Source organism: Actinoplanes aureus (assembly GCF_015704865.1).
Classification (GTDB): domain Bacteria; phylum Actinomycetota; class Actinomycetes; order Mycobacteriales; family Micromonosporaceae; genus Actinoplanes; species Actinoplanes aureus.
In genome coordinates, this window is record NZ_JADQTO010000012.1 from 224,661 (window position 1) to 251,077 (window position 26,417).

The following is a 26,417-nucleotide window of genomic DNA, read 5'->3' on the forward strand; positions in this document are numbered from 1 at the left end:
GAGGCCGCCCGGTCGCGGTGTCAGGTGGTCAGGATGCTGTGCAAGCGCCTCGCCTCCTTGAACAGCCGGGATGAGCCGCTGCGGGAAGCGACCGCGGTCAGCTCGGGGATGTCGGCGCGGGCCTGGACGGCGCGGGCGGCCTGGGTGGCCAGTTCCAGGAGGTCGGGCAGGCCGCGGGGGGACTTGGGCAGCAGCAGTGGCAGGGCGTTCGCCAGCACCTGCCACACCGCGGCGGTGGCGCCCGCGCGATGGGCGTCGGTCAGGGCGGGGACTACGCGCGTGAGTTTGATCTGGCTGTCGGGGCCGCACAGGCGGCCGAGTTCGGTGCCGAGGGCGGCGGCGAACGGCTCGGGGCCGGCGGCGAGGGTGAGGAAGGCGTCCACCCCGGCCACCCGGTCCGCCTCGTGGCGGGCGGCCAGTACGTATGCCAGGGCGAGGGTCATCGCCGGGCCGACCGGGCCGGTGCACTCGGCCAGCAGGGGCAGCAGGCGTCCGCCGCCGCGCTGGTCCCGATCGGCCAGGGAGGCCAGGCCGGTCAGCGCCCACGCCGCGACGGCCTCGCGGTGGTGCGGCAGGACCATGGTGACCATGTCGGACTCGGCGGGGCCGTCGGCCGGCAGGTGGTGGGGGATCCGCGGGCGTTTCAGGGTGAGCAACTGCTCCTCCAGCAGGAGCCCACCGGTGCGGGCCGGCCGCAGGTCGACGAGGATCCGGTCCGGGCGGCTGGAGCCCGGTGACTTCGCCCCGACCCACTGCTCCATCCTGGAGCTGGCCGGATCGGGCAGGCCACCCTCGGCCAGCCAGGCGGCGAACTGGAGGCCGGCCGGCGAGGTGAGCCCGGCGGCGCGCTCGGCCAGGGCCGGGTCGGGCGCGGCCGGGCGGGGGAGACGCAACAGGGCCTGCTGGAGGTCCAGCGGCCAGGGACGCCGGCCGTCCGCCTCCAGGCGGGCGAGGCGGTCCAGCAGCACCTCGGCGTCGAGGCTGCCGTTGACGTGGGTGGGTGTGGCGAGCAGCAGCGGAACCGGGGAACGGGAGATCTCCAGCGCCACCTCGGCGACCCGGGCGGACAGCACGCCCTCCGGGTTCTGCTCGAACGGCGAGTCGGCACCACCACGCCGGCCGGAGCCCCAGACGATCTTGAGGGCGCGGATCATCCGGTTCCACAGGCCGCCGCCTCGCCGAACCCCGGTCACGACGCGGATCGCGTCGCCGAGGTAGGCGGTGCGTTGCTGATACCAGATCTGCTCCGCGAAGTGGTGCGGGTAGCGGTCCAGCAGTGGGGCCAGCGCCGTCGCCAGATCGGCCGTGTGGCTCGACTCGCGCAGGCTCACCAGGGCGGCCAGCACCCGTTCCCAGCGCAGCCCCGTCTCCTCGGACGTCAGAAGCATCACCTCCTCGGCCAGCTCGGCCGCGCTCGCGATCGGCGGCGGAACCGTGGTCACCGGCGGGAGCGGCGGCAGCTCGGCAAGCGCGGCGGGCTCCTCCTCGGGCGCGGCGACGCCGAGCAGCTCCGCGCTGCGAGCCGGCAGGTCACCGGCGAGCCCGGTGGCGGCGTCGGCGAGGCGCGCGACAGTGCCCGGGTCGAGACGGCTCGTGTGCCGGCCGATCAGGGTGAGGGCGCGTTCCTGGATGTCGAGGGCGGGATGGCCGAACGCGGCGGCCACGGTCTCCAGGATCTCGCCGGCCCGGTCCGGCTCCCGGCGCACCACCCGCTCCAGCCAGGAGAGCTGTGCCTTCACCAGCGTCTTCTCGGTGCGCAGCAGGGTGGCGGCGCTGACCTCGAGGAGGGTCCGCATCTCCAGGCGGCCGGCGTCGTCGACAGTACGCAGTGCGCGCTGAGCCAGACCGGCGATCACCGGCGGCGCGTCCGGCAGCAGCCGGGCATAGTCCGGCGTATGCGTGGCGAACTCGTCGACGGTGAGTGCCAGCGCGTCGTGCAGCAGCACGAACGGGCGCAGGGCGTTGACCCGGTCACCGCGGGCCAGCCGGTCCACTGTCGCGTCCAGGATCACCTTGCGGTCCAGCCGGCCCTCGGCGACCAGGTCGGCGATGACGGTAGGGAAGCGTGGCGTGGTGTCCCACCGTCCGGTCCGGGCACTGAGGTGACCGACACCGGCGTCGGCGCCGAGACCGTCGATCTCGAAGACCCCGGGGAGCAGCCGGTCCAGGAACGGGTCGTCACGCAGCCGCTGGTGCAGTGACGGCGGCTGCCGCTGGGTGCGGAGCAACTGGTTGAGCCAGCCCCGGACGAAGCCCTCGGTGGCCGGCGGTTCCGCTGCGCCGGCCCGCAGCAGGGCCGCGGCGAACCGCCAGTCCTCGAACCAGACGTCGCGGGCCGGGAGGCGTTCGGCCAGGCGGACGCCGAGGTCACCGACCCAGGGGAGCTCCCGGGCCCGGGCGACGGCCAGGAACCGGTCCGGTGCGGTCCGGTTCCACATCTGCATGTTGCGCCGGCCGAGCAGCGCCGCGGCCCGTGCGGCGGTCGGCATGCAGCCGATCACGGCGAGCGCCCACCCGGTGGTGGGGTTGATGTCGGACCGCCACCACAGGTCCGGATCGGCGGCCCGGATGCCGGCCTCCACCGGCTTCGCCGCCGCCAGCCGCTCCGCCTCGGTCGCCGACAAGAGTAGGGCGGTGATGCCGTCGAGGTCGCCGGCGCGGGCGGCGCTGTCGACGGCCGGCCAGGTGAGTGTGCCGCTCATGCCCGGCCCTCCGTGACCGCCGGCAGCCTCGAGGTGCCCGCCCGGTGGGCATCGGCAAGGGCCGGCACGACCCGGCCGAGCGTCACCGTGCTGTCGGCGGCCAGGTCGCCGCTGCGGGCCAGCCGGTCCAGGACCTCCCAGCTCAGGGTCATGCCGGCACCTCGGCGTCCTCGGTGGCGGCGCCGGCCACGACCATCTGGACGGCCAGGGCGTGCTTGCACGGCCCGCGATCACCGCGGTGCTTGGCCCACCACGGGCAGGTGCAGGAGGCGGCGTCGCGGACCTGGTACGTCTCGTCGCCGCTGCGCACCACCGACACCTCCGCCCCGGCGGTGACCGCCCCCTCCGCGACCAGCGCCCGGGCGCCGGCCAGCCGGGGGTTCATCCTTTCCACCACGTCCGCCGAATACGGCAGGGTGCGGTGGAAGTAGCCCGCCTCGGCCACGTCGTAGCCGACCCGCCCGGCGGTGCCGAGCTGGGTGAGCGCGTCATGCACCCGGCGGGCGTCCAGACCGGAGGCGGTGACCAGAGCGTCCACGTCGATCGTCGGGTCCCAGGAGAGCAGGGCGCTGATCAGGTCGGCGTCGTCGGCCGCGTCGTCACTGGCCAGCGACCCCAGCACCGCGCCCTCGCCGGAGAACCCGCGGTACGGCTCCGGCGACAGGGTCAGCGACAGCCGCAGAGCCGGCATGCTCAGCTCCCAGGTGCTGGCGACCGGCCCGTTACCGGCGGCAACCGGCGGCCCGTACACCCGCAGCGTGTTCGCGTACCGAAGGAAGGGTTTGAAAGCGGACAGCCGGCCGGCGCCCGGCAGGCAGACCGCGCCCGGCACCGGCCGGGACGTGAAGCGCAGCGAACGGCCGGCCGGGATCGCCCAGAGGATCGACCTGTCGCTGGCGGGCAGCCGGTTGAGCAGCACCCGCGCCTCGGCCACGCCGATCTCGGCCCGCGGGTCGAACCGGGCGGTCAGCACCTGCGCCTCGGCGAAGCCGCGCAGCCAGCGGGCCGGCAGCGGCACCTTCCGCTCGACCAGCGGACCGTCGAACGTGGTCACGGTGAGGTCGTCGGGGCCGACCGCGACGTGCAGCGGATCGGTCCGCCCGACCCGGGTCAGCGCCCGCTGCAATGGCAGGTTGACGTCCACATTGGTGGTGCCGTGCGCGACGATCTCACCATCCAGTCCGGCGGGGAGCACGTCCATCCGGGCGTAGACGCCGCAGCAGCCGGAGAACGACTCGAACCGCAGCCGGTCCGAGCCGGCGGTCACCACCGGGTCCAGGCTGGCCGGGCTGACCGGCCGGAAGTATCTGGTCCGGGCGACCTCGGCGACGGCCAGCAGACCGGTCGCCGCGGCGCCGGGATCGGTGAGGAAGCCGGTGAAGAAGCGGGGGTGCGCCGCCGGACCGCCGGAGGTCTGCAGGGTGAGGTCGCCGTCCAGGGTGGACGAGCCCAGATACGAGTACGCCGCGGAAACCATGGCGCAGAACTTAGAACGTAGGTACGACAATTTCTGACCGGGACCTCGCGCCAGGGGACAATTCGGTACCCCTGGCATGCCTAGGCCGTTCGTGGGACTAACCTCGCGGGTAGTCGTCCGTGCGGGCCGGTTCGCAGGTGCGAGACACCGGTTCGTGCCACGATTTGTGCGACGTCCAGGTTCGGAGTGGGAGAGATGAGCGAACACGTTTCCGACAGCGCCGAATGGCAGAGCCTTCAGGGACTCGCGGAGAAGTTCTCGGCCGTGCACCTGCGTGACCTGTTCGGCAGTGACCCGCAGCGCGGCGAGCGATATGCCGCCGAGGTCGCCGACCTGTACGTGGACTACAGCAAGAACCTGGTCACCGACGAGGTGCTGACCGCCCTGTTCGCGCTGGCGCAGCGGGCGAAGCTGAGCGAGAAGATCACCGCGATGTTCTCCGGCGAGCACATCAACGTGACCGAGGACCGGGCCGTGCTGCACACCGCCCTGCGGCTGCCGCGGGACGCGTCCCTGGTCGTCGACGGCCAGGACGTGGTCGCCGACGTGCACGAGGTCCTGGGCCGGATGGGCGCGTTCGCCGACAAGGTCCGCTCCGGCGAGTGGACCGGGCACACCGGCCAGCGCATCAAGACCGTCGTCAACATCGGCATCGGCGGCTCCGACCTGGGCCCGGTGATGGCGTACGAGGCACTGAAGGACTTCTCCCAGCGCGACATCGAGTGCCGTTTCGTGTCGAACATCGACCCGACCGACCTCTACGAGAAGACGCGGGACCTCGACCCGGCGACGACGCTGTTCATCATCGTGTCGAAGACCTTCACCACCCAGGAGACACTGACCAACGCCAAGGAGGCCCGCTCCTGGCTGCTCAAGACCCTGACCGACGACGCAGCGGTGGCCAAGCACTTCGTCGCCGTCAGCACGAACGCCGAAAAGGTCGCCGACTTCGGTATCAACACCGATAACATGTTCGGCTTCTGGGACTGGGTGGGCGGTCGCTACTCGCTGCCCAGCGCGGTCGGCCTGTCCGTCATGATCGCGATCGGTCCGGACAATTTCAGGACCATGCTCGCCGGTTACCACGCTGTCGACGAGCACTTCCGCAGCACGCCGATCGAGCGCAACGTGCCGGCCCTGCTCGGCCTGCTCAACGTCTGGTACGACACGTTCCTCGGCGCCCAGTCGCACGCCGTCCTGCCGTACGCGCAGTACCTGCACCGCTTCGCCGCCTACCTCCAGCAGCTGACCATGGAGAGCAACGGCAAGTCGGTGCGGCTCAACGGCGACCCGGTCACCTTCCAGACCGGCGAGGTCTTCTGGGGCGAGCCCGGCACCAACGGCCAGCACGCCTTCTACCAGCTGATCCACCAGGGCACGAAGCTGATCCCGGCGGACTTCATCGGCTTCAGCGTGCCGAACCACGACATCGGCGAGATGCACGACCTGTTCATGTCGAACTTCCTGGCCCAGACCGGCGCGCTGGCCTTCGGCCGCACCCTGGAGCAGGTGCAGGCCGCGGGCACCGACGCGAAGGTGGCCACGCACCGGGTCATGCAGGGCAACCACCCGACCACGACGATCCTCGCGGAGCGGCTGACGCCGGCCACGTTCGGGCAGCTGGTGGCGCTCTACGAGCACATCACCTTCACCCAGGGCGTGATCTGGGAGATCAACTCGTTCGACCAGTGGGGTGTGGAGCTTGGCAAGGTGATGGCCAACCAGCTCGCGCCCAAGCTGACCTCCGCTGCGGCGCCCGCCGACGACGCCGACTCCTCCACGAATGTCCTGATCAAGCGCTACCGTTCGCAGCGCGGCCGCTGATTTCTGTCAGACCCTGCTTCTAGGCTCAGTGCCGTGGATGTGAGAACGGCACTGAGCCTGCGCATGACCAGCCTGCTCCTGGGTGCGAGATCCGTCGACGACGTGCCCGGCATCGTCGAGTGGTTCGGCGCCATGCAGGCACAGGATCTCAACAGCGTGCTCTGGTCGCTGGGCGCCCGCCTGCCCGGACGCACGCTGCCCGAGATCGTCGCCGAGACCGAGCAACGGCAGGTGGTGCGCACCTGGCCGATGCGCGGCACCGTCCACCTCATCCCGTCCGCCGACGCGCACTGGATGCTCGATCTCACCGGCGTCCGCCAGCTCACCGCGGTCAACAAACGCTGGGACTACCTGGGCCTGGACGAGAAGATCGCCAACCGCGCGATGGAGATTCTCGCCGCCGCCCTGGCGGCCGGCGGCGGGCGACTGCCGCGATCCGAGTGCCTGGGCGCGCTCGCCGAGGGCGGCCTCGACGTGACCGGTCAGCGGGGCTACCACCTGCTTTGGTACGCGTCACAGCGCTCGTTGACGGCGATCGCGCCCAATTCCGGAGCGGAGCAGACGTTCGTGCTTCTCGACGAGTGGGTCCCGACGCGGAACCGGCCGTCGCGTGAGGAGGGCCTGGCGATCCTGGCCCGCCGCTATTTCCGGTCACACGGACCGGCCACGGTAAAGGACTTCGCCGGCTGGACCACCCTCACGCTCACCGATTCACGAGCGGGCATCGCGGCCGCCGGCCTGGTCGCCGTGGATGTCGACGGGGTCGAGATGTGGGCCGATCCGGAGGCGCTCGACGCCGGGCCGGTGACCGGGTGGTGGGCGCTGCCCGGCTTCGACGAGTACCTGCTGGGCTACAAGGACCGCTCGATGATGGCCACCAAGGAGCAGCTGGCCAAGATCGTTCCCGGCGGCAACGGCGTCTTCCAGTCCACCCTGGTGCACGACGGCCGGGTGATGGCGACCTGGAAACGGACCTTGGGCAAGAAGGCGGTCACGGTGACCGTGCTCCCGCTCGCCGACTTCGACCTCGACGACGCCCGGCCGGCCTTGGAAGGATTCGCCGGCTACCTCGGTCTGCCGTTAATAGTTAAGAACCCTTGATATTCATGGATGTGAACGCCACTATGTGGGGCACACGTCCGTTTGTGTCAGGGAGCCGCCATGAGAGTTCGACGCGGGTTGATAGCGATGATCGCCGGAGTGGTGGTGGCGACCGGGTCCGTGGTGGCGTTCTCGCCGACCGGGGCCGCGGCCGTCGCCTGCTCGTCGACGGTGTGGGCCGAGGGTCCCACCTACACGGCGGGGCAGCAGGTCACCTACCAGTCCAAGCTGTACCAGGCGCTCGTCACGCACACCGCCTACGCGGGCACCGGCTGGAACCCGGCGGCCACCCCGACCCTGTGGCGCGACCTCGGCGCCTGCACCGGTGGCGGCACCTCGCCGTCCCCGTCCGTCTCCCCGTCGCCGTCGAAGTCACCCTCCGCGTCGCCGTCCACCTCGCCGTCCACGTCCCCGTCGGCCTCGCCGTCCACCAGCCAGCCGGCCTGCGCGATCAAGGGCCGCCCGGCGGGCAAGGTGCTCCAGGGCTACTGGGAGAACTGGGACGGCGCCTCCAACGGCGTGCACCCCGGCATGGGCTGGATCCCGATCAACGACAGCCGGATCACGGCGCACGGCTACAACGTACTGATGGCCGCCTTCCCGGTGATCCGCTCCGACGGGACCGTGCTCTGGGAGAACGGCATGGACGCCGGCGTCAAGGTCCCGACCGCGGCGGAGATCTGCGCGGCCAAGGCGCAGGGTGCCACCATCCTGATGTCCATCGGCGGTGCCACCGCCGGGATCGACCTGAGCTCCAGTGCGGTCGCCGACCGGTTCGTCGCGACGATCGTGCCGATCCTCAAGGCCTACAACTTCGACGGCATCGACATCGACATCGAGACCGGGCTCACCGGCAGCGGCAACATCAACACGCTCTCCACCTCGCAGGCCAACCTGATCCGGATCATCGACGGGGTGCTCGCCGCGATGCCGTCGAACTTCGGGCTCACCATGGCGCCGGAGACGGCGTACGTGACCGGCGGCAGCGTCGTCTATGGCTCGATCTGGGGTTCCTACCTGCCGATCATCAAGAAGTACCTGGACAACGGGCGGCTCTGGTGGCTCAACATGCAGTACTACAACGGCAGCATGTACGGGTGCTCCGGTGACTCTTATGCGGCCGGCACCGTGCAGGGCTTCACCGTGCAGACCCAGTGCCTCGCCAACGGCCTGACCATCCAGGGCACGACGATCCGCATCCCCTACGACAAGCAGGTCCCGGGCCTGCCGGCGCAGTCCGGGGCGGGCGGCGGCTACATGGCCCCGTCGCTGGTCACCCAGGCCTGGAACAGCGTCCCCGGCATCAAGGGCCTGATGACCTGGTCGATCAACTGGGACGGCTCGAAGAACTGGACCTTCGGCGACAACGTCAAGGCCCTGCAGGGTCGCTGACGCGTGGTCCTGTGCCGGCCGCCCAGGACCGTCCCTGAGGCGGCCGGCACGGGACGATGTCGATCTACGAACGTCGCTGCGACTACCGGTTCTGGCGGGAGCGAACTGTGGCCGGTTCGAACATTTGGACCGGAGCGGGGCGACGTGTTCGCCGACCCGGCCACCGGTGGTGAGATCGGTACCCACCCGGAGCGCATATCGTGGTGCACCGGTTCCGAGGGGCTCCTCGCCCGCGTGAACGAGGAGCCGGCGCCGCTGGCCCGCGACCGGCTCATCGTCGTCAGCCGCGGCGGCGATCGGGCCGCCGCCACCACGATCCCGGCCACCGCCTGGTGCGACTGCCCGGCACCGCGCCCGGCGTGATCTGCGGTGCCGACAAGCACGACACGCCGAAGTGCACGGCCGTGCTGGATGCCGGTGCGCTGACCGGCGGGCGTTCGCAGGCCGCGGCTGCCCGGCCGAGCCATCCGGGGTGCGGGCGTCGGGAAAAGATAGTTGACTCGGCCTCATGTCGATATGGACAAGTGAACTCGCCGGGACCCTGCACCAGGAGAGCATCGACTCGGCGCTGCTGCGGGACAACCCGCTCGGAGATCCGCACGTCCGGCCGCTCTGGGTCTACACGCCGCCCGGCTACGAGCAGGGCGACACCCGCTACCCGAGCATCTACGTGATTCAGGGCTACTCCGGCCAGGTCACGATGTGGGCCAACAAGCAGCCGTTCCGGGACTCGTTCATCGAGAACACGGACCGGCTCTTCGCCGAGGAGCGGGCGCCGGGCTGCATCCTCGTCCTCGTGGACGCCTGGACCGCCTACGGTGGCTCCCAGTTCGTCGACTCGCCGGGCACCGGGAAGTATCACTCGTACCTCTGCGACGAGGTAGTGCCCTGGGTGGACGCCCACTTCCGGACCATCGCCGACCGCGAGTCGCGGGCCATCTCCGGCAAGTCGTCCGGCGGGTTCGGCGCGATGATCACCCCGATGCTGCGGCCGGACCTGTTCGGCGCGCTCGCCACGCACGCCGGTGACGCGCTCTACGACTACATGTACCTCAACGACTTCGCCAAGGCGGTGCGGTCGCTGCGCGCCTACGACCACGACATCCAGGCCTGGTGGAAGGACTTCCGGTCGCGGGTCGCCTTCACCAAGGAGGAGGACATGTCGCTCGTGCTGCTGCTCGGCTGCACGGCCGCCTTCTCCGCCGACGAGGACGGTACGCCGCGGCTGCCCTTCGACCCGCGCTCCGGCCAGCTGATCCCGGAGATCTGGGAGAGGTGGCTGGCCTGGGACCCGATCCGCATGATCGATCGGTACGCGGACGCGCTGCGTTCCCTGCGCGCGGCCTGGATCGACGCCGGAACCAGCGACGAATGGTTCCTCGACCTGGGCGCCGAGGCCTTCAAGGACGGCCTGAAGCGGATCGGCGTCCCGGACGAGAAGATCGCCTTCGAGCTCTTCCCCGGCAAGCACGGCGGCATCGACTACCGCTACCCCCTCGCCGTGGCCTGGCTCTCCGAACGGCTGCGCCGCGACTGAGGAAACGGCACGCCGGAACGGGATGGCGGGCGTGGGGTGAGCGAGGGGTCAGCCGGGGGTGGCGACGGGACCGGTGGGGTGAGCGACGGGTCAGCCGGGTGGAGATGGCGGCGTGGGGTGAGCGAGGGGGGTTAGCCGGGGTGAGGATGGCCGCCGTGGAGGAAGCGGGGGGTCAGCCGCAGTGGAGGTGGCGGGCGTGGAGTGAGCGAAGGGGGCAGCAGGGGTGGGGATGGCGGGCGGGGGGTGAGCGAATGGGATGGCCGGAGTCGGGATGGTCGGCGTCGGGTGAGGGAAGGGCGCGCCGGGTGAGGGATGGCGGGGTGGAGTGAGCGACGGGTCAGCCGTGGCGGGGATCGTCGGCGTCGGCGGTGGGACGAGTGGGCCGGGGTGGGAACGGCGGGCGTGGTGCGCATGAGCGGGCGGGCCGAGTCGGGGTGGCCGGCGTGGCTTGGCCCACGCTCAACGCTGTCTCAGCGGCCACCAGACAGCACCCACGTTGGGCTGGATAAGACCCTGACCGCGAAGGTGCTAGAAGGTGACCAGCGGGTCGCCGAAGAAGTCGGCGATGAAGTTGATGAAGAAGAAGCCGAAGAACAGTACGTTCGCCGCCAGGAGTACGTAGTGCCATGGGCGGGGGCGGGCCGGTTTCGGCAGCTTGCTGTTCAGGTACATCAGCATGAACGGGTAGATCAGCGCGCCCAGGTTGGACATGTTCGCGGACCACTGGACCAGGTTCACCGGGAGCGCCAGGTGCAGGATCACCGAGATCACTACCAGCAGGAACAGCATGAACGGGAAGTAGAACCGGCGCGGGTCGCCCTCGATCAGCGCGCGCAGCTTCGGGCTGGTGGCGTGGCCGGCGTCGGTGGTCACGCGGACCATCGCCTCGAAGATGCCGAGCTGGGTGCTGAACAGGATCAGCACACCCAGGATCAGCGCGATGTAGAACATGCCGCGGCCGTACTCGGCGTCCAGCACGGAGGCGACGAAGGTGGGCACGTCGGCGGTGGTGGGCCGGGTGCCGGAGACCTCCACCGCGTGTGCCATCAGGATGGTCGGCAGCAGCATGCCGATCATGGCGCCGATGAAGAAGACGCCCCACATGTCGACCAGCAGCAGGCGGTACCAGCGGCGCCAGCGGCTCTGGTTGGCCGCGTCGTCGGGGAAGGTCACCCCGACGTCCAGCATCTTCTGCTGGGTGCCGCGCATGCCGGAGATGAAGCCGGTCCGGTAGCCCATCCCGTAACCCTTGTCGCGGTAGTGGCCCATCACGTACCAGTTCAGGCCGGACGCCAGGGCGGTGAAGCCGGCCAGGCCGCCGAGCTGGGTCGCGGTGATGCCTTTCGGCGGGGCAGCGGGGGTGACGAACCCGCGGATGCCCTCCCACCACACGTTCCACGGCACCACGAACAGGTCGATCAGGATCAGAGCGATCAGGATCGTGCCGACCATCAGCCAGTTGGCCAGCTCCAGGGTGCGGCTGATCCGCCGGGCGAACGCGGTCAGCAGGAACACCACGATGAGCAGGGCGATCGCCCACAGCCGGGGCTCTTCGGCGCCGGCGGGAGCGATCTCACCGTGCACCAGCGCGTACATGCCCTGGCCGGCGGACGCGGCCCAGCCGCCGGCGATGAACGCGAAGATCACGATGAAGACCGAGAGCGGCACCCAGAGCAGGTAGCCGGGCGGCACCCGGCCCCAGCCGACCACCGGGGTCTCGCCGGTGGCCAGTACGTACCGGGAGCACTCGACGTTGTAGAAGGTCTGCAGCACCGCGGAGACCAGGATGACCCAGCCGACGCCGACGAAACCGTACTGGCCGACGGCCTGTGGGCCGAGCAGCCACTCGCCGCTGCCGATCGAGATGCCGAGTGCGATGAGGCTGGGGCCGACCACGTACATGAACAGCTGGCGGGGGCCGATTCGGTCGATCTTGAAGACCTGCTCCGGCTCGGGCAGGTCGTCGAGCGCCAGGTCCGGGCGGCTGCGACCGAGCGGGTACGAGCGGGCGGCGGTTTCCTGATCCATGCGGCGCCTCCTCGGTGGGAACCCCGAGCCCTCAATCTGGCCCTCCCCTTGCGGCGCGGCAAGGCGGTCCGCGATTCGGTGCGTGATCTGGAAATCTGATCGACATCAGTCAATTAGTCCCGGCTGCGGGAAGCGAGCAGGCGCACGGTGGCCGGGGTCATCGGCCGCCAGCGGTCCCGGCCCTGGCGGTCGGGTCCGCAGATCACCAGCACGTTCTGCTCGGTGCGGCCGATCGCCCCGTTCGGTGCACACCGGCGTCCGATCCGGGCGCCCTTCTGGGCCGCGACGCGTGGACCGCGGGCCGCGGCGCCTGGAGCGCGGGCTGCGACGCGTGGAGCGTGCAACGTGGCGCCTGGACCGTGGGCGGCGAGGCCTGGGGCGTGGGCGGCGAGGCCTGGGGCGTGGGCGGCGAGGCCTGGGGCGTGGGCGGCGAGGCCTGGGGCCTGGGCCGCGGCACCTGGGGCGTGGGCGGCGAGGCCTGGAGCCCGGGCCGCGGCGCCTGGAGCGTGGGCCGGGAGGCCTGGAGCGCGGGCCGCGACGCCTGCAGCGTTGGCCGCGACGTGTGGACCGTCGGCCGCGACGCCTGGAGCGACGTCGGTCGCGGCTGGAGAGCGGACGCCCGGGAGCGTGGCGACGCCCGCCAGGCCGCAGCAGAGCAGAAGCGCGACGGCGAGAAGCCTCCGGGCCCGGGGAGTGCTCACCTGACCACTTTCGTCAACGCTGCGTGGCCGCGTCGATGCTGGGAGTGTGCCAAACCGTCTCCCGGATTTGAGCCGTCTCACATCGTCGAGCCGCCGTGGCCCGCTCGGCGTACTCCAACGTGAGGGTGCGGGCTCGCCCCGCACCCATCGCGGAAGGACAGCGACATGCGACAGCGCAAACGCGGCAGCGCCGAACAGCGGGCCATTCGCGACACGGCGCTGCGGGAGGCCTGGCCCTACACCGACGCCCGCGCCAACTACGACTTCGCGGACTGGGCGCGCACCGCGCAGGCCCGGGGACGGGAGGCCGCCTGATGGCCGCGACGGCAGCGGACGTGCTGGAGGTCCGCCATCATGACGACCGTGTCACCCGCTACGAGCGCGTGACGTACTGCGCGTGGCGCGACGGGGTGACCGTCTACCGCGACGGCGAGGAGATCGCTCGCCATGACGACGTCCTGCAAACCCAGGCGTTGAATCTGGCAGCGGTCTGACGCATCAGCCCGGAAACGGCGCTGCGGCCCGGGGTCGTGCCCGGGCCGCCGCGGAGTGTTCGGGGACTTTGCGTGGGCGTACGCCTAAAGGTTTTTCATCAGGTCTTCGAAGCTGGCCGTGAGCGCGAAGGGGTCCGTCACCGTGACCGGCTCGCGGCGGTCGATCTCGCGGGCCAGCTCGGCCGCGGCGCGGTCGATGCGGCCGCGCAGCGGGCCCTCGACGGAGTTGGCGCCCCAGTCGTCGCTGGCGGCGAAGACGCCGGTCGGGATGATCGCGGCCCGCAGGTACGAAAACAGCGGGCGCAGTGCGTGTTCCAGGACCAGCGAGTGGCGTGCCGTGCCGGCGGTGGCCGCCAGCAGGACCGGCTTGTCCACCAGGGCGTCGTTGTCCAGGACGTCGAAGAAGGACTTGAACAGGCCGCTGTAGCCGGCGCTGAACACCGGGGTGACCACGATCAGGCCGTCAGCGGCGGTGACCGCCTCCTGGGCCTGCTTCAACGATGCCGGCGGGAAGCCGGTCAGCATGTGGTCGGTGATCTCGTGGGCCAGGTCGCGCAGTTCGATGACCTGGGCATCCAGGGTGACGCCGAGCTGGGCGGCGGCCCGGCCCGCCGCCGCGGACAGCTGGTCCGCGAGCAGGCGGGTCGAGGACGGCTGGCTCAGGCCCGCGCTGATGACGACGAGCTTGCGCTGTTTCATGCCTGGACCTCTTCCTTGATGTTCTTCGACGCCAGCAGGGACCGGTGGGTCGGCGCGTCCGGCACGTGGGCCGGCTTCAGCGCGGCGAACTCCTTGCGCAGGACCGGGACGACCTCGGCGCCGAGCAGGTCGAGCTGCTCGAGGACGGTCTTGAGCGGCAGGCCGGCGTGGTCCATCAGGAACAGCTGGCGCTGGTAGTCGCCGACGTAGTCACGGAAGCCGAGGGTACGGTCGATGACCTGCTGCGGGCTGCCGACGGTCAGCGGGGTCTCCCGGGTGAAGTCCTCGAGGGACGGGCCGTGGCCGTAGACCGGGGCGTTGTCGAAGTACGGGCGGAATTCGTTGACCGCGTCCTGGCTGTTCTTGCGCATGAACACCTGGCCGCCGAGCCCGACGATGGCCTGGTCGGCGGAGCCGTGGCCGTAGTGCTCGAAGCGCTGGCGGTAGAGCTGGACCATGCGCTGGGTGTGCGAGGCCGGCCAGAAGATGTGGTTCGCGAAGAAGCCGTCGCCGTAGTAGGCGGCCTGCTCGGCGATCTCCGGGCTGCGGATCGAGCCGTGCCAGACGAACGGCGGGATTTCGTCGAGCGGGCGCGGCGTGGAGGTGAAGCTCTGCAGCGGGGTGCGGAACTTGCCCTGCCAGTCGACGACGTGCTCACGCCACAGCTTGTGCAGCAGCGAGTAGTTCTCGATCGCCAGCGGGATGCCGGCGCGGATGTCCTTGCCGAACCACGGGTAGACCGGGCCGGTGTTGCCGCGGCCGAGCATCAGGTCGACGCGGCCGTCGGCGAGGTGCTGGAGCATCGCGAAGTCCTCGGCGATCTTCACCGGGTCGTTGGTGGTGATCAGCGTGGTCGCGGTGCTGAGCTGCAGCGTGCTGGTCTGCGCGGCGATGTACGCGAGCGTGGTGGTCGGCGAGGACGAGAAGAACGGCTCGTTGTGGTGCTCGCCGAGCGCGAAGACGTCGAGACCGGCCTCCTCCGCGTGCTTCGCGATGGTGACGATGTTCTTGATGCGCTCGGCCTCGGTCGGGGTCCGGCCGGTGGTGGGGTCGGTGGTGATGTCGCTGACGCTGAAGATGCCGAACTGCATGACCCGCTCCTGGACTATCCGGCCGGGGCTCTGACGTCCCGGACTGCCCTGCACAACTTCCTTGACGGGGAAACTATTTCAGATTCAAAGAAGTTGTGCTGCGGCGGGGGTCACACCGGCCGTCGCGATCCGGCGGAGACTGTCCAGGACGGTGCGGACCGCTGCCCGGTGCAGGTTCTCCGGGCGGGTGAGCACGTCGATGTAGCGGCCGGCGCGCAGGTCGGCCAGCGGCCGGAGGACGATGCCCGGGCTGGGCACGGTCGTGTAGACCGGCAGCAGCGCGAGCGCGGCGCCCGCGGCGACGACGGAGGCGGCGACGGTGAACTCGTTGATCCGGTGGGTGATGGCGAGCGGTCGCCCGGCCGCAGCGGCGATCGCCGTGAGGATGCCCTCCAGGGGGAATCCGTCGTGCACGCTGATCCACGGTTCGGTGCTGACGTCGGCCGCGGTGACCTGGGACTTCGCGGCGAGCGGATGGGTGGCGGGCATGGCGACGTGGAGCGGTTCGTGCACCAGCGGGACGACGGTGACCCGGTCGGCCGGCCAGGGTGGGCTGTGCGCCAGCCGGTGCGCCAGGACCAGGTCGTAGTCGGCGACCAGGCCGGGGAAGTCGGCGTGCGCCACGTCGGCGTCGGAGCAGCGGACCGGCGGGCCGCCGGTGGACGCCAGGTGCCGGAGCAGCGGCGGGAAGTAGGTCAGCCCGGCGCTGTGGAAGGCGGACACGGTGACGGGTACGCCCGGGTCGTCGAGGTAGGCATCGACGATCCGATTCGCCCGATCCAGGGCGGTCGACACCTCGATCGCGACGCCGGCGAGGGCCCGGCCGGCGTCGGTGAGCGCGAGGCGGCGGCCCCGTAGTTCGGTCAGTGGCACCCGCGCGGACCGCTGCAACGCCTTCAACTGCTGGGACACCGCTGACGGGGTGATGTGCAGGGCGCGGGCGACCGCCGCGACGCTGCCCCGGTCGCCGAGTTCGCGCAGGAGTCGCAGGTGATGCAGATCCATAAGGCCTCACTACATCGTTGATTCAGAGGTTGCTGTCTTGTCTACATCATCGGCACGGCCAAGGCTGGCCCCATGTCGATATTGCGGAGCCGGGGCGATCTGCTGCTGCTGGCGGTGGCGGTGATCTGGGGAAGCAGCTACCTGGCCGCGAAGAGCCTGGTCGTGGTCGGCGGGGTGCTCGCCGTGCTCGCTCTGCGCTTCCTGGTCTCGGCCGTCGCGATGGTCCCGGTCGTGGCGGCCCGCCGGCCGGCCCGGCCGAGCCGGCGCGAACTCGGGGTGGGCACGCTGCTCGGCCTCACCCAGGCGGCGGTGCTGGTGCTGGAGACGTACGGGGTGTCGCTCACCAGCGCGACGAACGCCGGTGTGCTGATCAGCCTGACCATCCTGCTCACCCCGGCCCTGGAGGGTGCGATCGGCCGGCGCCCGCTGCCCGGACGGTTCTTCCTGGCCGCGGCGGTGGCGTTCGGCGGCGTGGTGCTGCTGGTGGCCGGGCCCGGCCTGCGGGCGCCGACAGCCGGCGACGCGCTGATGCTGGCCGCGGCGGTGGTACGCGCCGCGCACGTCACCCTCTCCGGCCACCTGACCCGGAACCGGGCGTACGACACGGTCACGCTCACCGCGGTGCAGACCGTGGTGGGAGCGGTCGTGTTCACCGCGGCCGCGGCGCCGGTTCTGGCCGGCGCGGTGCACGCGTTCGGCCCCGCGGAGTGGCTGGGCGTCCTCTACCTGGCACTCGGGTGCAGCCTCTTCGCGTTCCTGGTGCAGCTCTGGGCGGTACGCCGCACCTCCGCCTCACGGGCCAGCCTGCTGCTCGGCACGGAGCCGGTGTGGGCGGTCCTGATCGGCGTGGGACTCGGCGGCGAACAGCTGAGCGCGACCACCGTCCTCGGCATCGCCCTGGTCCTCGCCGGCACCCACTTCGGCCTGCGCGTGGAGACCCGGCACCGCGCGAGATCACGATCCGGCGACGGATCACCCGCGCTACCGAACCCCGAACCGGAGGTGTCCGTGCTGGTCGGGACGGTCCCGGCGGCGCAGACGCGCCGGGAGGGGCGGGAAGATCAATTTGGTCGATCTCACTAGGCTGGCCGCCATGCATCACGGGGACAACCGACACAATAACTACCGATTCCGTACGGCCGCCGGCGCGCTCGCCCTGGTGGCCGGCCTGCTCACCGCCTGTACCTCGGACTCCGACAAGGGTTCGGAGAACGCCGGCGGTCCGCAGGCCACGTCGAGCTCGGCGGCGGCAGCGGCCGCCCACTTCGGGCCGGACGGGTTCGGCAAACTGAAGATCACCATGTCGGAGAGCGAGGCGCTCGCCACCGGAGACCTCCAGACCGAGCCGGTGTCGACGGTGCTGGGGAAGAACGTCTACTCGTTCACCGGCGGGCCGAAGCCGGACCCGAGCCGGATGGCCGCGGACGACAAGATCGAGAAGGACGTGGTGAAGGCCGACGAGGGAGGGTTCGGTGACTCCGCGGCGGGCGACGCCGCTGCCGCCGAGGCGTATGCCAAGTCGGCTCAGCGGATCTCGGACCGGCTGATCGCCTACATGGAGGCGGGCGGCGCCAGCTTCGCGGGCGGCAAGCTGGTCTCCATCGCGGCGCCGGAGAGCGCGGCCACCGAGGCCGGGATCAAGCGCGGTTCGCAGCTGGCCGAGCTGAAGTCGGCGTACCCGAAGCTTCAGGAGATCGACGAGAACTTCTACGAGCTGGCGGTCGAGGGGCACTCCGGGTGGACGATGCGGTTCGAGGTCGAGGACGGCGTGGTGCTGTACATGTCGCTGGGCGTGGCCGAACCCGAGTGACGGCTACCAGCCCGGGCCGATCGTGGTGAAGAACCAGAACGACGAGGTCAGCCACAGTCCGGCCACGGCAGTCAGGACCAGCCCTCCGGCGAGCGGGAGCGCCCAGGCGCGCCCCTCGCCGGGGCGGCTCAACAGCAGCATCTTGGCGACGAACGCGCCGTAGAACAGGCAGCCGAGCAGCGAGTGGGCCAGCGCGCGCGGGTTGTCGCCGCGGAAGCCGAGCGCGTACAGGCAGTGCACGGCGACCGGCAGGGACACCAGCACGGCGAGCCGGCCGCTCCACCGGTGCAGGGCCGGGGTCCAGCCGGTGGAGGGCAGCTTGCCGTACAGGGTCAGGGCCGAGACCAGCTGCACGACGGCCAGGACGGCGACCGTGGTGGCCAGCCACACCTTGGTGTCCTGCAACCGCAGGAACGCGGCGAACCCGGAGGTGCCGGCCGGGTCGTGCAACCGGCCGTAGACGCCGAGGGCGACCGCGACACCGACGCCGGCGACCACGGGCAGCCACACTCGGGGCCGCCCCAGGGCGCCGGCGTCCACGGTCAGAATCCCTCGCCGCTGTCGGCGTCGATGGTGGTGGCGGTGACCGTCGTGCCCTCCACCGTGGCGGTCCGGCTCGCGACGTCGAGCCGCGGTGCGGGGGCCGGCACGCCGTTCTCGGTGAGCACGCCCACCTGCCGTCCGTCCGGCAGCACGATCCACCCGCCGTTGAGCTGGGCGCCGCGGACCCGGGTGGCGAGGCGGTAGAGGCCGGACGGCTTGCGGACCGTGCCGAGCCGGAAGTCGTGGGTCTCGTCCTCGACGGTAATCCGTCCCTGGGCGCGCTCGGCGTCGAACGTCCCGGTGAGCCGGCTGCCGTTCTTGCCCTTGAGCTCCAGTGCCCCGGCGCTGGCGGTGCCCTGGAGCCAGGCCTCGACCCGGTCGCCGTCGCAGACGTACGCGATGGCACGCCCGTCCCGGATCGAGACGGCCAGGGTCCCGGCGTCGTCCTCGACCTCGCCGGCCAGGGTGACCCGCAGATCCTCCACCGCGCTGGCCGGTGGCGCCGCCAGTTTCGTGGTCGGCGGCAGCGACGCCGGTGGCGCCACGGTGCCGGTCCGCGGGGTCACCGGCGGCGGCAGGCTCACCTGCTGGACCGCCTGGAACTGGCGTTCGCCGGCCGACGCGGTCATGTTGAGGCCGGCCAGGACGGCCGCGACCAGCGCGGCCGCGCCGAGCGTGAGCAGCGGACCGCGCCGCCAGCGGGCCTTGCGCCGAGGTGGCGGGGTCGCCCGCGGTGGGGCGGGCGGGGTGAACCCTGGGCGCAGGCGGGTCTCGCGTTGCCCGCCCTCGGGTAGCTGCCCGGCCCAGTGCGCCAGGTTCTGGGCGGTCGGGCGGCCCGGATAGGGCGTGCCGGGCGCGGGAGCAGCCGGCTGGGGCGCATCGACTGGGGCAGGACTTGGCGTGCCGGGCGCAGGAGAGACGGAGAGTCCGGCGATGAGCTGGTGCAGGTAGGCGGCGACCCGGCGTGCCGGTGGCCGGTACCGGGGGTCCGCCGCGAGACAGTCGCGGGCCACCGCGTTCAACGGCGCGGGCAGCTCTTCCGGGTTGCCGCGCGGGTTGCCGGTGACCATCTCCACCAGCAACACCCCGAGCGACCACACGTCCGCCGTCGCCGTGGGTGCCGCACCGGTGAAGATCTCCGGGGCCGTGTAGCCGGGCGTCCCGCCGACCGCGCCCTTGTCGGCGTCGTGCAGCAGCACCGCCACACCGAAGTCGGTGATGCGCACCGAGGGCGGCACGGAGCCCCGCGCCACCAGCACGTTCTCCGGTTTGAGGTCGAGATGGACGATGCCCTGCGCGTGGGCCGCGGCGAGCGCGGCGGCGGCCTGGGCGGTGATCGCGGTGGCTTCGGCGGGATCGAGGCGCCCGTCCCGGTACGACAGGTAGCGCCGCAGGTTCGGCCCGTCCACGAGCTCCATCACCAGCGCCAGCGTGCCGCCCTCGACGATCAGGTCACGCAGCCGGACGACGGACGGGTGGTCGAGGTCGCGCAGGGCCGCCTCCTCGCGGAGGAACAGCTCGCGGACGCGGCGGTCGGCCGCGTACTCCGGGCGCAGCAGCTTCGCGGCGAGAGGTGGCCCGCCGTCTCGGCTGGTGGCCCGCCGGACGACCGCGACAGCGCCGCGGCCGATCTCCTCGTGCAGCAGATATCCACGGCCGAGCGGCTCCTCAGCGGCCATCCCCGTACCTCTCGATGATCTTTATCCGCCGGCGGTCATGATGTTTCGGAATTGCTCGCGCAATTGATCCAATTCATGCTCTCGGACTGCCATTGTCGGCACCACCCGCCTATCATCGCAATCGCCTGCCAATTAGACGATGGCGATTGTCGATCTACGGGGATCTCCCAGGACGGTGCTGGACAATCGCGAGATGGATCGATCACCCGCGCCGACGAACCTCGGTCTCACATACCCGGAGGTCGGCGCCACCCGCGACGCGCCGCTGCCGGCGGGCTACCGGCATGTACGGCGTGACGTCGTGATCGGCGAGGGTGCGGCGGTGTTCGAGCGGGCCACGGCGGCCCTGATGAGCTGGCGGATGCACCGGGCGGCGGGGCTCGCGGTGGCGCCCGGCTCGGCGGCGGAGGCCGTGCCGGGCGCACAGGTGCTGTTGCGGCTCGGCTGGGGACCGCTGAGCCTGAAGATCCCGTGCCGGGTCGTGTACTGCCTGGAGCAGCCCCGGCTGCGCGGGTTCGCCTACGGCACCCTGCCGGGACATCCGGAGCGCGGCGAGGAGGCCTTCGCCGTGCAGCTGACCGCGTCCGGCCAGGTCCGGTTCCGGATCACCGCGTTCTCCCGCCCGGCCACGCTGCTGGCCCGGGCCGGTGGGCCGGTGGGCGTCCTGGTCCAGGAGATCGCGACGAACCGTTACGTGTCCGCGCTGCGCCGGCTGTCACGCCCCTGACTGGAGGGCCTTGAGCAGCTCGAACGCGGGGGCGTCGACGGAACGCTGGGTGTCGCTGAGTGCCACCACGCCGACGTTCGTGTCCGGGTCGTAGGCGGCGATCGAGGAGAACCCGCCGGTACCGCCGTTGTGGAAGACCTGGAGATGGCCGCCCTGCTTGGCGTGCAGACGCTGGGCCATCCAGCCGAGCCGGACGGTCAGGAACGGGTTCACCCGGTGCTCGGTCTCCGCGGCCAGCCGGATGGCCGGGGCCAGCTCGCCGCCGGGGGACAGGTGCGCCCGGACGAAGGTGACCACGTCGGCGGGGGTCGACCGGAGGCCGCCGGCGCCGGCCAGGTCGACGAGCTGCCAGGGTGCCTCGGGACGGCCGTTCGCCCGGTGGCCCTGAGTGGTGTCGCCTCCGGTGCTCGTACCGAGCAAACCCAGCGGCGTGCTGATCTCGCGGCTGATGAGCGCGTCGTAGCTCAGGCCGGCGCGGTTGGCGAGCGCGAGGCCGAGCAGGCCGGCGCCGAAGTTGGAGTAGCGGAAGCGGCGCCCGGGCGCCGCGCCGAGCTTGGCGCGGCCCAGCGCGCCGAGCAGGTATTCGCGCGTGCAGTGCGCGTACGGGTCCGGCTGGCGCGGCCGCAGGATCGCGCCCAGCAGCATGCCGGTGGGCAGGCGCGACAGCCCCGAGGTGTGGGTGGCCAGATGCCGCAGGGTGATCTCCTGGCCGTCGCGGGTCGGCACCGTCGTGCCGGCCGGCAGCAGATCGCGCAGCGGCTCGTCGAGGCTGGTCACGCCGGCGACGGTGAGCTTGGCGAGGGCGAGTGCCGTGAAGACCTTGGTGATCGACCCGATCTCGAAGCGGGTGTCCGCGCCGAGCCCGCCGCTGCCCTGGATCTCGACGGTGTCGCCGGCGATCGCGGCGACCACGACCCCGTTGCGCTTCGCGGCCAGCTTTGTCACGGTGGCCCGGGTCAGCTGTTCAAGATCGTTCATGCCCTCCATCATGGGCGTCCGGCACAACGGGTCGAAACCCGGGGATAAAGGGGTGACCGGCCTGCCCCTATCGGGCGTATTGTCGGCATCCTTGTTCGCCGGATGCCACGATGGGAATCCGGCACGGCGGCAAAGGAGGCCGAAGATGTCCGAGACCTTGGTCGGCCGGGCCGGTACCGGCCCGGCGGACCGGCTCGAGACCCTGCCGTCCGGGCCAATGGCCTGGCAGCGTACCGACGTGGTCGGCACCGAACTGGTCTTTCCGTGCGGCAGCGGCACGGCCGTCGTGCACGGTGCCACGCCGTACGCGATGGAGTGGCGCGCCGGGTTCGAGAGCGACGGGGTAGTCCGGGAGCTCAGCGTCACCTGCCGGGGTGGTGGGTGGAGCCGCGGCATCGAGCTGGCGCGTACCGGCGAGGAGTGGACCTGCCGGGCCGAGGAGTCGGGTGACGCCGGCATGCCCGCGCCGGGTGCGGTCGAGCCGCCCGGCATCGCGCCGGACGCGGTGATCCGCCTCGCCGACTCACCGATCTTCGTGACCTGGGCGCTACGCCGGCTTCGTCTCACCGCCGAGGCCGGCGCCGTGACGGTCCCGTCGGTACGGGTGCTGCTGCCGTCGCTGACCCTGGCCACCGGCACCGCCACCTATCACCTGGTCGGCCCCAATCGGCTGCGGGTCACCGGTGACGGCCCGGGCGTGACGTACGAGCTCGACCCCGCCGGAGTGGTCGCCTACCAGGCCGGACGCCTGCGCCTGGTCCGGTGACGTCTGGCTGATCACTGCCATGGCAGTGATCAGCCAACGCGAAGCCCTTTCAAGACCGCCGAGGTCCAGGTAGGACTCTCGGCATGCCCCCGATGATCTCGGTCCGGCGGCGTGCCCGGCACACCTTCGCCGCGGCCGTCGCCGTCCTCACCGCGCTGCCGCTGCTCCCCGCGCCGGCCGCCGCCGCGGTCGCCGCACCGGCCTCCGTCCGGCCCGCCGCGTCCGCTCACACGGTCACCCTGATCACCGGTCACCGGGTGCGGGTCACCGATCTCGGCGGCGGGCGGTACGCCACCGACGTGCAGCGCCCGGACGGCGCCCTCGGCGGGGTGCACGCGCAGACCATCGGCGAGGACCTCTACGTGATCCCGGACGAGGCACTGCCGTACCTGGCCGGCGACCGCGTCGACCGGCGGCTGTTCAACGTGACCGAGCTGATCCGGGACGGCTACGACGACCGGCACACCGACGGCCTTCCGCTGATCGTGAGCTACACCGACCCGACCGCCGCGCGCGGACCCGCACCGGCGGGGACGTCCAAGGTGCGTTCGCTGGCCAGCGTCCGCGGCAGCGCGGTACGGGCCACGAAACGGCAGGCCCGGCGCACCTGGCAGGCGATCACCGAACGGCCCGGCGGCATCGCCACCGTCTGGCTCGACGGCAAGGTGCACGCCGACCTCGCCCAGAGCACCGGGCAGATCGGTGCGCCCGCCGCCTGGGCCGCCGGGCTGGACGGCGCCGGCGTGCCGGTCGCGGTGCTGGACACCGGTGCCGACACCGACCACCCCGATCTGGCCGGCCGGCTCGGCGCCGCGGTGAGCTTCGTGCCCGGCGAGAGCGTCGACGACCGGAACGGCCACGGCACGCACGTCGCCTCCACCGTCGGCGGCAGCGGCGAGGCGTCCGGCGGCACCGAGCGCGGTGTCGCGCCGAAGGCGAACCTGCTCGTCGGCAAGGTGCTCGCCGACTCCGGCTCCGGCGCCGACTCCTGGGTGATCGCCGGGATGGAGTGGGCCGCCGCCCAGGGCGCCCGGGTGATCAGCATGAGCCTCGGCGGCAACGAGCCGAGCGACGGCACGGACCCGATGAGCACCGCGGTCAACCGGCTGACCGAGCAGACCGGCGCGCTGTTCGTGATCGCCTCCGGCAACAACGGGGCGGAGGGGGCGATCAGCGCCCCGGGCGCCGCGGACGCCGCCCTGACCGTGGCCGCCGTCGACGCCGAGGACCGGCCCGCCTCGTTCTCCAGCGTCGGGCCGCGGTTCGGCGACTACGGGCTCAAGCCGGACCTCGTCGCGCCCGGCGTGGACGTGCTCGCCGCGAAGGCCGGCGGCACCGCCGGGGACGGCTGGTACCAGTCGATGAGCGGCACGTCGATGGCCACCCCGCACGTCGCGGGAGCGGCGGCGATCCTGGCTCAGAAGCACCCGCAGTGGCGGGCCGCCGAACTCAAGAACGCGCTGATGAGCTCGGCCGCCGCGATCGCCGGGAGTGACGCGTACCAGGTCGGTGCGGGACGGGTGGACGTACGGGCGGCCGCCGGTTCGACACTGACCGGGACCGGGTCGGCGTACTTCGGGTTCACCGGCTGGCCGCATCCCGACCCGGCCGCCGTGGACCGGACCCTGACCTGGACCAACACCGGCGACCAGGCGGTGACGCTGGATCTGACCGTGCGCGGCGAGATCGCCGGCGGGCCGTACGACACGGATCCGCGGGCCGGCGCGGGGACCCCGGCACCGGACATGTTCACCCTCTCCGCGGATCGGGTCGTGGTGCCGGCGCACGGGACCGCGTCGGTCACCGCGACCGCGCATCCGAAGGCGGCTCAGGACGGGCGGCGCTACCTCGGCGAGGTGACCGCCAGCTCGGGCGGGGTGGTGCGGGCGCGTACCCAGCTCGGCCTGTACGCCGAGGACGAGCGGCACGACCTGACCGTCACGATCCGGGACCGGGCCGGCGCGAACGCCGAGGGCTACCTGATCATGCAGCGGTTCGGTGAGGTGGACCCGTACGTGATCCCGTACGGCACGTCCGGGCCGATCGAGATGCGGCTGCGTCCCGGCGTCTACAGCGTGGTCACCTACCTCCAGGTCGCGGGCTCGCACGGGCCGGACTCGGTCGGTACCGCCCTGCTCGGCGACCCGGAGATCGTCCTGGACCGGGACCGGTCGGTGGTGCTGGACGCCCGCAAGGCGGCCGAGGCGACCGCCGCGGTGCCCGGGACGACCGAGGACCGGGCGCTCTTCCTGAACTGGTACCGCAGTGACGGCGCCGGCGGCGTCTACGCCGACCAGTACCAGCTGCCGCCCTGGACCGACACCCTGTACGCGCTGCCCACCGCGAAGGTGACCCGTGGCGAGTTCGAGTTCGAGACCCGGTGGCGCAAGACCCGGCCGCTGCTGACCGTCACCGCCGGTGGCCGGCCGGTCGACTTCCTCGGCCAGCCGGGATCCGCCCTCTACGACGGCAGGGCGCGGCTCGACCTGGTACACGGCTACACCGGCGGGGACGTCCGGGGCAAGGCGGTGGTCGTCACCCGTACCCCGGATGTTTCCGGAAGCCAGCGGGCGCGAGCCGCGGCTGATGCCGGCGCCGCGCTGCTGATCGTGGTCAACGACGGTCCCGGCAAGCTGCACGAATGGGTCGGCGCGGAGGACGGCACCCGGGTGCCGATCCCGGTTCTCGGTGTGACCGCCGCGACCGGGAAGGCCCTGTCCGGCGCGTCGGCGGTGACCCTGACCGGCTCGATCAACTCGCCGTTCGCCTACGACCTGGTGGACCCGCATCCGGGCCGGATCCCCGCGTCGCTGGCCTACCGGCCGAAGGACCTGGCCCGGGTCGACATGGTCTTCCACGGCGACACCGAGCGCGAGGGCGGCGAGTTCCGGCGGGACTACCGGCCCTATCGGACCTATTCGCTCGGCAGCGACCTGGCCGTCCGGTTCCCGTCCACCCGGGTCGACTACCTGTCGGCGCAGCCGGGCACGGCATGGGCCGAGGCCGCGGTCGGCGGGCTGAACACCGAGCTCGTGTCGGTCGGTGAGACCCGCGGCTACCGGCCCGGCAGCCGGAGCACCGTGCGGTTCTTCGGGCCGGTGGTGCGGCCGCGCAACAACAGCTCGTTCTGGTCGTCCACCCGGCACGAGACGTACGTCGAGTTCAACGTGCAGCCGTGGGCGGACAGCGGGACCGGGCACGCCGGATACATGCAGACCGGCGACAAGCTGCACCTCGCGGTCTCCGAGAACGGCAAGCTCGTCAAGGAGTCGCAGTGGGCGTCGGCGACCCTCGATCAGGGCCCGCCCGGCGTCACCGTCTACACGCTGGACCTGCATGCCAGCCGGGACGGCTACCGGCTCTCGCCGGCCACCCACACCGTCTGGGAGGTGGTCTCCCGGCCCGGTGACGCCGAACTGATGCCGGTGCTCCAGATGGACTACGGCATCGAGACCGACCTGGCCGGTGACGCCCGGGGCGGCCGCCAGCAGCTGCGGCTCACCCCCTCGCACCTGCCCGGCGCCGTCGGCGCCGGAAAGATCAACACCATCGAGCTCGCCGTTTCGTACGACGACGGCGGCTCCTGGCGGACCGTGCCGGTGACCCCATCCGGTTCCGGGTGGCTCGCCACCTTCACGGCCCCCCGCAGCGGGTACGTCTCGCTGTCGGCGACCGCCCGGGACACGGCCGGCAACACGATCCGCCAGGAGATCACCCGCGCCTACGGACTCCGGCCGTAGACGCGGGAGCGGGCGGGCGGCCCTGGAGAACCCCCCTCCGGGGCCGTCCCCTCCGACATCGGTTTTCGTCACTCAGGGATGAGGCGGCCGGGCCCCCGGCCGGCGTTATCGTCGCGCTCGGGG

23 protein-coding genes are annotated in these 26,417 nt (G+C 71.8%); 12 read left to right on the top strand and 11 right to left on the bottom strand.

The genetic code is table 11. The features are described from left to right. Nucleotides 1–20 precede the first annotated feature (20 nt). From I4J89_RS25560 to I4J89_RS25570, 3 genes are read right to left on the bottom strand one after another with little or no spacing between them, the layout of a single operon-like run. Nucleotides 21–2,702 (bottom strand): DUF7824 domain-containing protein, encoded by a 2,682-nt coding sequence (locus I4J89_RS25560; protein WP_196416591.1) that lies wholly within the window; start codon nt 2,700–2,702, stop codon nt 21–23. Further along, nucleotides 2,699–2,854, bottom strand: a complete 156-nt coding sequence (locus tag I4J89_RS25565; protein ID WP_196416592.1) for a hypothetical protein — start codon at nt 2,852–2,854, stop codon at nt 2,699–2,701. Before I4J89_RS25565 ends, I4J89_RS25560 begins: the two co-directional genes overlap by 4 nt. Next, on the bottom strand, nt 2,851–4,179 hold the full coding sequence (locus I4J89_RS25570) for an SWIM zinc finger family protein (protein WP_196416593.1): 1,329 nt from the start codon (nt 4,177–4,179) through the stop codon (nt 2,851–2,853). The genes I4J89_RS25565 and I4J89_RS25570 overlap by 4 nt, the downstream gene beginning before the upstream one ends. A 195-nt stretch (nt 4,180–4,374) precedes the next feature. On the opposite strand from I4J89_RS25570, the gene pgi reads away from it, so the two are divergent. The 5 genes from pgi to I4J89_RS25595 all read left to right on the top strand — a co-directional run bounded on the left by pgi (nt 4,375) and on the right by I4J89_RS25595 (nt 10,033). Continuing rightward, a complete protein-coding gene (pgi, locus tag I4J89_RS25575) occupies nt 4,375–6,003 on the top strand; it encodes a glucose-6-phosphate isomerase (protein WP_196416594.1) in 1,629 nt (542 codons plus the stop codon). Nucleotides 6,004–6,036: 33 nt separating this feature from the next. Further along, nucleotides 6,037–7,104, top strand: coding sequence for a winged helix DNA-binding domain-containing protein (locus I4J89_RS25580; RefSeq protein ID WP_309238481.1), 1,068 nt, complete (start codon nt 6,037–6,039; stop codon nt 7,102–7,104). Nucleotides 7,105–7,164: 60 nt separating this feature from the next. Beyond that, nucleotides 7,165–8,496 (top strand): carbohydrate-binding protein, encoded by a 1,332-nt coding sequence (locus tag I4J89_RS25585; RefSeq protein WP_196416595.1) that lies wholly within the window; start codon nt 7,165–7,167, stop codon nt 8,494–8,496. A gap of 144 nt (nt 8,497–8,640) precedes the next feature. Next, the gene (locus I4J89_RS25590) at nt 8,641–8,859 is read left to right on the top strand and encodes a hypothetical protein (protein ID WP_196416596.1); all 219 of its coding nucleotides are present in this window, start codon (nt 8,641–8,643) and stop codon (nt 8,857–8,859) included. Nucleotides 8,860–9,004: 145 nt separating this feature from the next. Further along, nucleotides 9,005–10,033: an alpha/beta hydrolase-fold protein gene (locus tag I4J89_RS25595; RefSeq protein WP_196416597.1), complete on the top strand. Its 1,029-nt coding sequence runs from the start codon at nt 9,005–9,007 to the stop codon at nt 10,031–10,033. A gap of 528 nt (nt 10,034–10,561) precedes the next feature. Here the strand turns inward: I4J89_RS25595 and I4J89_RS25600 are convergent. Then, nucleotides 10,562–12,061, bottom strand: coding sequence for an Nramp family divalent metal transporter (locus I4J89_RS25600; protein WP_196416598.1), 1,500 nt, complete (start codon nt 12,059–12,061; stop codon nt 10,562–10,564). Between the two features lie 113 nt (nt 12,062–12,174). Further along, nucleotides 12,175–12,762 (bottom strand): hypothetical protein, encoded by a 588-nt coding sequence (locus I4J89_RS25605; RefSeq protein WP_196416599.1) that lies wholly within the window; start codon nt 12,760–12,762, stop codon nt 12,175–12,177. Nucleotides 12,763–12,927: 165 nt separating this feature from the next. Between I4J89_RS25605 and I4J89_RS25610 the strand changes: the two genes are divergently transcribed. Both I4J89_RS25610 and I4J89_RS25615 read left to right on the top strand, forming a co-directional pair. Beyond that, entirely contained in the window at nt 12,928–13,077 is a 150-nt protein-coding gene (locus tag I4J89_RS25610) for a hypothetical protein (protein WP_196416600.1), read from the top strand. After that, entirely contained in the window at nt 13,077–13,256 is a 180-nt protein-coding gene (locus tag I4J89_RS25615) for a hypothetical protein (RefSeq protein ID WP_196416601.1), read from the top strand. The genes I4J89_RS25610 and I4J89_RS25615 overlap by 1 nt, the downstream gene beginning before the upstream one ends. Nucleotides 13,257–13,340: 84 nt before the next feature. On the opposite strand, the gene I4J89_RS25620 is transcribed toward I4J89_RS25615, so the two are convergent. From I4J89_RS25620 to I4J89_RS25630, 3 genes are all read right to left on the bottom strand, one after another. Continuing rightward, nucleotides 13,341–13,955 (bottom strand): FMN reductase, encoded by a 615-nt coding sequence (locus I4J89_RS25620; RefSeq protein WP_196416602.1) that lies wholly within the window; start codon nt 13,953–13,955, stop codon nt 13,341–13,343. Next, a complete protein-coding gene (locus I4J89_RS25625; protein WP_196416603.1) occupies nt 13,952–15,046 on the bottom strand; it encodes an LLM class flavin-dependent oxidoreductase in 1,095 nt (364 codons plus the stop codon). The genes I4J89_RS25620 and I4J89_RS25625 overlap by 4 nt, the downstream gene beginning before the upstream one ends. 84 nt (nt 15,047–15,130) lie before the next feature. Next, the gene (locus I4J89_RS25630) at nt 15,131–16,051 is read right to left on the bottom strand and encodes a LysR family transcriptional regulator (RefSeq protein WP_196416604.1); all 921 of its coding nucleotides are present in this window, start codon (nt 16,049–16,051) and stop codon (nt 15,131–15,133) included. A 72-nt stretch (nt 16,052–16,123) separates the two neighbouring features. On the opposite strand from I4J89_RS25630, the gene I4J89_RS25635 reads away from it, so the two are divergent. After that, nucleotides 16,124–17,134: a DMT family transporter gene (locus I4J89_RS25635; protein WP_196416605.1), complete on the top strand. Its 1,011-nt coding sequence runs from the start codon at nt 16,124–16,126 to the stop codon at nt 17,132–17,134. 10 nt (nt 17,135–17,144) lie between these two features. Continuing rightward, nucleotides 17,145–17,861 (top strand): hypothetical protein, encoded by a 717-nt coding sequence (locus I4J89_RS25640; protein WP_196416606.1) that lies wholly within the window; start codon nt 17,145–17,147, stop codon nt 17,859–17,861. Nucleotides 17,862–17,864: 3 nt separating this feature from the next. Here I4J89_RS25640 and I4J89_RS25645 read toward each other — a convergent pair whose 3' ends face one another. Together I4J89_RS25645 and I4J89_RS51285 are read right to left on the bottom strand one after the other, a co-directional pair. Then, nucleotides 17,865–18,407, bottom strand: a complete 543-nt coding sequence (locus I4J89_RS25645; protein ID WP_373688157.1) for a DUF6529 family protein — start codon at nt 18,405–18,407, stop codon at nt 17,865–17,867. After that, complete coding sequence (locus I4J89_RS51285; RefSeq protein ID WP_196416608.1) at nt 18,404–20,083, bottom strand: serine/threonine-protein kinase; 1,680 nt, start codon at nt 20,081–20,083, stop codon at nt 18,404–18,406. Before I4J89_RS51285 ends, I4J89_RS25645 begins: the two co-directional genes overlap by 4 nt. A gap of 193 nt (nt 20,084–20,276) precedes the next feature. Here I4J89_RS51285 and I4J89_RS25655 point away from each other — a divergent pair, with 193 nt between their 5' ends. After that, nucleotides 20,277–20,810, top strand: a complete 534-nt coding sequence (locus I4J89_RS25655; protein WP_196416609.1) for a DUF1990 domain-containing protein — start codon at nt 20,277–20,279, stop codon at nt 20,808–20,810. On the opposite strand, the gene I4J89_RS25660 is transcribed toward I4J89_RS25655, so the two are convergent. Then, nucleotides 20,799–21,788 (bottom strand): serine hydrolase domain-containing protein, encoded by a 990-nt coding sequence (locus tag I4J89_RS25660; RefSeq protein WP_196416610.1) that lies wholly within the window; start codon nt 21,786–21,788, stop codon nt 20,799–20,801. The genes I4J89_RS25655 and I4J89_RS25660 overlap by 12 nt on opposite strands. Nucleotides 21,789–21,933: 145 nt before the next feature. Between I4J89_RS25660 and I4J89_RS25665 the strand changes: the two genes are divergently transcribed. Further along, nucleotides 21,934–22,554 (top strand): putative glycolipid-binding domain-containing protein, encoded by a 621-nt coding sequence (locus I4J89_RS25665; RefSeq protein WP_196416611.1) that lies wholly within the window; start codon nt 21,934–21,936, stop codon nt 22,552–22,554. Nucleotides 22,555–22,637: 83 nt separating this feature from the next. After that, nucleotides 22,638–26,294: a S8 family peptidase gene (locus I4J89_RS25670; protein WP_196416612.1), complete on the top strand. Its 3,657-nt coding sequence runs from the start codon at nt 22,638–22,640 to the stop codon at nt 26,292–26,294. Nucleotides 26,295–26,417: the final 123 nt, after the last annotated feature.

Bases quoted from the DNA above. Each gene is read 5' to 3' on its own strand.
- I4J89_RS25625 (WP_196416603.1), bottom strand. From the start codon at position 15,046: ATGCAGTTCGGCATCTTCAGCGTCAGCGACATCACCACCGACCCCACC.
- I4J89_RS25630 (WP_196416604.1), bottom strand. From the start codon at position 16,051: ATGGATCTGCATCACCTGCGACTCCTGCGCGAACTCGGCGACCGGGGC.
- I4J89_RS51285 (WP_196416608.1), bottom strand. From the start codon at position 20,083: ATGGCCGCTGAGGAGCCGCTCGGCCGTGGATATCTGCTGCACGAGGAG.
- I4J89_RS25565 (WP_196416592.1), bottom strand. From the start codon at position 2,854: ATGACCCTGAGCTGGGAGGTCCTGGACCGGCTGGCCCGCAGCGGCGAC.
- pgi (WP_196416594.1), top strand. From the start codon at position 4,375: ATGAGCGAACACGTTTCCGACAGCGCCGAATGGCAGAGCCTTCAGGGA.
- I4J89_RS25595 (WP_196416597.1), top strand. From the start codon at position 9,005: ATGTCGATATGGACAAGTGAACTCGCCGGGACCCTGCACCAGGAGAGC.
- I4J89_RS25585 (WP_196416595.1), top strand. From the start codon at position 7,165: ATGAGAGTTCGACGCGGGTTGATAGCGATGATCGCCGGAGTGGTGGTG.
- I4J89_RS25640 (WP_196416606.1), top strand. From the start codon at position 17,145: ATGCATCACGGGGACAACCGACACAATAACTACCGATTCCGTACGGCC.
- I4J89_RS25610 (WP_196416600.1), top strand. From the start codon at position 12,928: ATGCGACAGCGCAAACGCGGCAGCGCCGAACAGCGGGCCATTCGCGAC.
- I4J89_RS25660 (WP_196416610.1), bottom strand. From the start codon at position 21,788: ATGAACGATCTTGAACAGCTGACCCGGGCCACCGTGACAAAGCTGGCC.
- I4J89_RS25620 (WP_196416602.1), bottom strand. From the start codon at position 13,955: ATGAAACAGCGCAAGCTCGTCGTCATCAGCGCGGGCCTGAGCCAGCCG.
- I4J89_RS25615 (WP_196416601.1), top strand. From the start codon at position 13,077: ATGGCCGCGACGGCAGCGGACGTGCTGGAGGTCCGCCATCATGACGAC.
- I4J89_RS25560 (WP_196416591.1), bottom strand. From the start codon at position 2,702: ATGAGCGGCACACTCACCTGGCCGGCCGTCGACAGCGCCGCCCGCGCC.
- I4J89_RS25665 (WP_196416611.1), top strand. From the start codon at position 21,934: ATGTCCGAGACCTTGGTCGGCCGGGCCGGTACCGGCCCGGCGGACCGG.
- I4J89_RS25635 (WP_196416605.1), top strand. From the start codon at position 16,124: ATGTCGATATTGCGGAGCCGGGGCGATCTGCTGCTGCTGGCGGTGGCG.
- I4J89_RS25570 (WP_196416593.1), bottom strand. From the start codon at position 4,179: ATGGTTTCCGCGGCGTACTCGTATCTGGGCTCGTCCACCCTGGACGGC.
- I4J89_RS25670 (WP_196416612.1), top strand. From the start codon at position 22,638: ATGCCCCCGATGATCTCGGTCCGGCGGCGTGCCCGGCACACCTTCGCC.
- I4J89_RS25600 (WP_196416598.1), bottom strand. From the start codon at position 12,061: ATGGATCAGGAAACCGCCGCCCGCTCGTACCCGCTCGGTCGCAGCCGC.
- I4J89_RS25655 (WP_196416609.1), top strand. From the start codon at position 20,277: ATGGATCGATCACCCGCGCCGACGAACCTCGGTCTCACATACCCGGAG.